Source organism: Bartonella sp. MM73XJBT.G (genome assembly GCF_028618435.1).
Lineage (GTDB): Bacteria > Pseudomonadota > Alphaproteobacteria > Rhizobiales > Rhizobiaceae > Bartonella.
Genome location: NZ_JAQISW010000038.1, coordinates 1 through 5,227, shown reverse-complemented (window position 1 = coordinate 5,227; position 5,227 = coordinate 1). Strand labels below are relative to the sequence as shown.

Sequence of the window (5,227 nt, the reverse complement as noted above, 5' to 3'; positions counted from 1 at the left end):
CGAATCTTAAAACACCCTTTGAAAGGCCTTTAAAAACCCTTTGAGAACCCCTTAAAAATCATGTGAAACAAAATAAATTGGTACAAAACCTGGTGGCAAAATATACAAAACCCGCTGGCAAGCTACAACAGCTATAAAATCAATAAGTTATAGCATGATAAAAGTGCTGTGGCGGAGGGGGTGGGATTCGAACCCACGGTACAGTCTCCTGCACGCCGGTTTTCAAGACCGGTGCCTTAAACCGCTCGGCCACCCCTCCAAAACAAATACGTCTTTTTACAAAGTTCTTGCAAAAGGTCAATCATTTTAATGCGCATTCTAAAGCGTTTTTGTAAAATTATTTAAGTTTCAAGCAAAATAACTCCTCATAAGTCAATTCTTTGAGTGAGCTATCTTAATAATTTTATTTTTAAACATAATAATTCTTAATGAAGACAAATATGACTTTTATCATTTCGTTTTCCTGTTTAAAAGTTTTTTCATAAAGCAATATTTTTAAAATCTCTAAAAATCATTTATGTTGTGCGAAAAGAATATCTTATTCTTCTGATAGTTAAGAAAACATAAATTTGTGAGAATGACACATATTAATCATGATGAGTTTATATTGATTTTAAATAAGTATGATTTAATATGAAAACTCTTTAAAAGATTTTAATTTTTTAATAAAAATATGTAGATATCTACTACAGTTAAAAATTAACTTTAAGAAAACAGCTGATTTACTCTCATAGAGAAAAGCTGAAAAATTTAAGTAAGAATCATAGTAAAATTTTCATTGATTAACAGTAGTTTTTTCATTTTTATATTAATTGAATAAAATTTTACGCAAGATTTGTATTGACAGTGTAAAACTTTTTCCAAGTACGACTAAAAATTAGATATATTTATAACGCTTTTTCTATAAAATTAGTGGTAAGTTAATGTGAATAGAAAAAAGCTTATTGAGAGATACACCTAGATTAATAGGGAAAAGTCCTTTTATGAAATAATCAAAGATTCTACAATAATATTTTTAATTCTTTGAATGATATATAGATGTAAAAGAGATGGAAAGCGATTCTAAAAATGCTAATTGAAATAGGCAAAGAGCATAAATCTTAACATACAGACTTTCAAAGCCCACATCCTTACTTTTATTCTAGCGCCCTTAACGCTAAAAAAATGTATGAAAAACCAATAGCTTATTTTGGATAAAAAAGAGCATGGTGCCCCCAGAGAGCGAATCAGGCTTTAGCAACAAGATTCAAAGTATATAAAGATGTGTAAGGGCGTATTGATGTCTATAGCTTTTTATGATTCAATAAAAAAAGTAAGCATTAAAGGAAAAATCTCAAATCAGAAATTAAAGGTGGTCTAAAAGGTGGACCAAAAAAGGTGGACGAGCAATGCTTGAAAAGGTGGACGAGAGGGGACGTTAAGTGAGGGCGATTCATCGGTTATCAGCATCATTCGTAAAGACGTCTCCGCAGGGTAAATATTGTGACGGGGCAGGGCTGTGGTTGAATGTTCGAAAAGACAATACACGTTCTTGGTTTTTTCGCTATACACATCACAATAAGCGCCGTGAAATGGGACTTGGTCTTGTTACGAAACTCTCTTTAAAAGAAGCGCGTGAGCTTACAAGATATTATAGTGCTATTCTTAAAGAAGGCAATGATCCTATTGTCTTTCGAGAACAAACCGTCTTAAAACAGCAAAGCAACATATTCAGTGAGATTGCAAAAGCGGCTTTTGAAAGTAAAAAAGCCGAATTAAAAAATGAAGGCAAAAATGGGCGTTGGTTTTCTCCGCTGGAGTTACATGTTATCCCACGTATAGGGAATTTGCCTATAGAATAATTAACAGCCAATATCATTCGCAATGTTCTCTCACCCCTTTGGCATGAAAAAGCAGATACAGCACGAAAAGCACTTAATCGTATTAACATTTGCTTGAAATATGCTGCAGCTCTTGGTTTGGATGTTGATCTACAAGCCTGTATAAAAGCACGTGCTCTTTTAGGAAAGCCCCGTGTTACATCAACAAATATTCCTGCTATGCCATGGCAAGAAGTTCCAGCTTTCTATCAGAATTTAGATGATAAGATTCTTTCAAATTTAGCCTTGAAGCTCCTTATTTTGACTGGAGTACGGTCATATCCATTGCGATATTTGCGTCTTGAACAAATAGATAAAAATATATGGACAATACCAAAAGACAATATGAAGGGTATTGTGGGAAAAGTTTCAGATTTTCGCGTGCCATTAAGTCATGCAGCTTTGAAAGTGATTGAAAGATCTCTCCCTTTTGAGAAAAAAGGTTTTCTCTTTTCTGGTCTTACAGGCAAGCCAATTTCTGATGCAAGCATGTCAAAATATATGACAGTTTGTGGTTTTACTTATCGTCCTCATGGTTTCCGTTCAAGTTTACGGGATTGGATAGCAGAAACAACGTCAACGCCTTTTGAGATTGCCGAAACTGTTCTTGCGCATTCCGTTGGGAGTTCAGTGACAAAAGCTTATATGCGAACGGATTTTTTAGAACAGCGACATGTTCTCTTGGAACAGTGGGCTGCATTTATAACAGGAGCGACTTGATAAAGTATTCACAGCCATTAGAGTAAAGATATAATTGTCCTTATTCTATCCTAATGGTAACCCTAAAGCTTCAAAGAATCGCTTATGTCTTTTTTCGGCGTCAACTATGAGCTTATCAAATGAAATCACCTCTATATAGGATTTATAGCTCTTGTGATATCCAAAATATCCCATACGATCGCCTGATTCTGTTAAATCCCAACGTGTGCAACACTTTCTTATGCTAGGAGTTAAATCACAGATAATATAACAATAACCGGGAACTTTTCCCTCCAAATTTATTTGACGCCCTTTAGGGGTAAATACTTTACCGTCACGAATTTTTTCTAAATAAGTAAAGACCTGCTCAATAGGATCTGTTTCAATACCAGCTTTTGCATCATTTCTCATGGGACGTTTAATTTCTACTATAGTAAGAGATGCCAAAGGAGAATATTCTGAATCCCCTTTGCTATCTGATACTAATAAAGGATTGCAATAGATAGAATTATCACACAATTCTAAACTACATATATCAGGTCTTTCCTTTTCCATAGATCCTGTAATGGGCATTTTTTTTAATGGGAGATCAGAAGCTAAATAATCATGGAATACTAATTTTTCGTCTATTAACCACAAGTTACAATTATTCATAGCTACGGAATTAGAATCACACTTCATCGGTACTATGAGTTGATGAATAACGTCTTCTTTAACATATTTTTTATCATCTTCAGAAAGAGAATTTAAAGATTCCTTCAAAAGTTCTATGATCGTTTTTCTGTGGAATAAGTAATTTGCCAAATCGGACTTTTTAAGATCACCTACAGCATTTACATATTTATTAACTCTTGCAGTATAACTGTCTGAATTTTCTCCTTGTTGAACTGCTAAAACATTATGACCTTCTTTTAAAATTTCATTTTCTATTCTAGCGAAACGTTCATGCAAATATAGCTCTAATTCTGGATCCTTTATTGTAGGAGAAATCATATAGTCACTGTCTGTTAAATAGTTTAGGAGTGGACGATAGCGTGGTACTTTATGTGTGAACTTTTCAACTATCTCCTTACTGTTTTGAATGTTTTGCTGTAACTCTACAGCTAAATATTCTTGAATTTTTTCATATATAGCTTGCCGTATTATCGGAAATGATATTTTTATTCTTTCAAATAAATTTTCTTGTTTATCTTCAATCTTTTCTTCAATATCAAAACCTATTCTTTCAGAACGTACTCTCTTATCCAAAAAAGGGGAGTTTATGTAGCAAGAGTAGATAAATTCACCCCTATCATCTTGTAGTTTTGATTGCATACCAGGAATTTTCTTAGATAATTTTTCTTTTGTAATAACCCTATTGCCTGCACAAAAATATAAAGCCTGATTTTCTAAAGGTAAGGATCTAAATTTAATATGCATAATAGAAAAAATATCATTTCCAATTTGGATTTCTTCATTAAAAACGTCTCCATGCATGCATTGTTTATACAGATCATTCAATAATATCTTTTCCGAGTCATCTTCAATAGTTATAGAGGGACAACCACCGGTTCTTGCAAAATACCAGAGACAATGTTCTAAAAGTGCTTTTGCAATAGATTGTAGCGTTTTAGGAATATGAACTTGATATTCTTTTTTCAGATCTTTTAATTCGACAACAGTTTCTCTTTTTGCACAATTATTTTGAAAATCCTTTAATGCTTTTATACCTGCGGCAGTATCAAATAAAAATGCGCGTCCTTTTAACCCTTTATCTGTTTCATAAATGCTTCTGACTTCTATATTATCAAAAGCTTTAAGCCATAAAAGTCGTCCTATACCATGGCAACCTTTTTCTATCTTATAATCTGAATCTAAAGTTTCAAATGATTGAAAATTATGATCATTAAAGCCTGTACCATTATCGATTACTTTAAAACCTATAATTTGTGTTTTGTTTAGTTTTTCAGTGCCTTCAAGTGGTAGTAAAGCTTGCTCTGATCTTATGACTGAAATTGTAATGTAGCTTGAGGAAAAATCATTTCCTATTTCTTCAATGGAATGAATAGAATTTACAATTGCTTCAAAAAGAGGCAGTAGAGCATGATTTTCTGGTAAAGATGTATTTCTTACCCGTCCACTTAAATTTGTTTTCATTATCTCCCCCCGATCTATATAAGACAAGCAATCGTGTCGTTTTATAAAAATCCGACTTTCTTCTAGTCTTTAAAGAACTAGAATTTCGAAGCTAATCATACCTAGTATACGCTATTAGAATCTTTAAATCCATGAAACAAGTTAATTTAAAGGCTAATTCTTTGAAAACCACTGTAAAATGCGCAAAGGCATTATTGATTGCCTCTATGAGACGTGCAAAATGGAAAATCTATTGGCTAAAATTTCGCGCGTCTCAGAGTATGTTTAGAGTCGGATATTTGGTTTTTGTGTAAAAATATTCTCTATAGCATCTAGGATACGTGAAAAATCAAGCGCTAATAAGAGTATAATGAGTACAATCCATTTCGTATAACGCGACATCACTTTTACACTTTTGTAGGTCATGATGATTTCTTGAAGGATTTCTTTTTCCGCTTCTGTAAGCTCTATATCGTCTCTTGTTTTTCTTCTAGCCATGTTCCCATCCACACAAACGTTCACCTAGGGTGTTATGTTTTAAGATATCTCTTGCT

2 protein-coding genes, 1 tRNA gene and 1 pseudogene are annotated in these 5,227 nt (G+C 33.2%); 1 reads left to right on the top strand and 3 read right to left on the bottom strand.

Annotation, left to right across the window (positions count from 1 at the left end):
- Window positions 1–169 precede the first annotated feature (169 nt).
- Window positions 170–259, bottom strand: a tRNA-Ser gene (locus PVV59_RS09170).
- Between the two features lie 1,162 nt (window positions 260–1,421).
- Between PVV59_RS09170 and PVV59_RS09165 the strand changes: the two are divergent.
- A pseudogene (locus PVV59_RS09165) lies at window positions 1,422–2,579 on the top strand (tyrosine-type recombinase/integrase).
- Between the two features lie 45 nt (window positions 2,580–2,624).
- On the opposite strand, the gene PVV59_RS09160 reads toward PVV59_RS09165, so the two are convergent.
- Window positions 2,625–4,694: a hypothetical protein gene (locus PVV59_RS09160; protein ID WP_273755798.1), complete on the bottom strand. Its 2,070-nt coding sequence runs from the start codon at window positions 4,692–4,694 to the stop codon at window positions 2,625–2,627.
- Between the two features lie 264 nt (window positions 4,695–4,958).
- Entirely contained in the window at window positions 4,959–5,171 is a 213-nt protein-coding gene (locus PVV59_RS09155; protein ID WP_254475344.1) for a hypothetical protein, read from the bottom strand.
- Between the last annotated feature and the right edge of the window lie 56 nt (window positions 5,172–5,227).

Bases quoted from the DNA above. Each gene is read 5' to 3' on its own strand.
- PVV59_RS09160 (WP_273755798.1), bottom strand. From the start codon at position 4,694: ATGAAAACAAATTTAAGTGGACGGGTAAGAAATACATCTTTACCAGAA.
- PVV59_RS09155 (WP_254475344.1), bottom strand. From the start codon at position 5,171: ATGGCTAGAAGAAAAACAAGAGACGATATAGAGCTTACAGAAGCGGAA.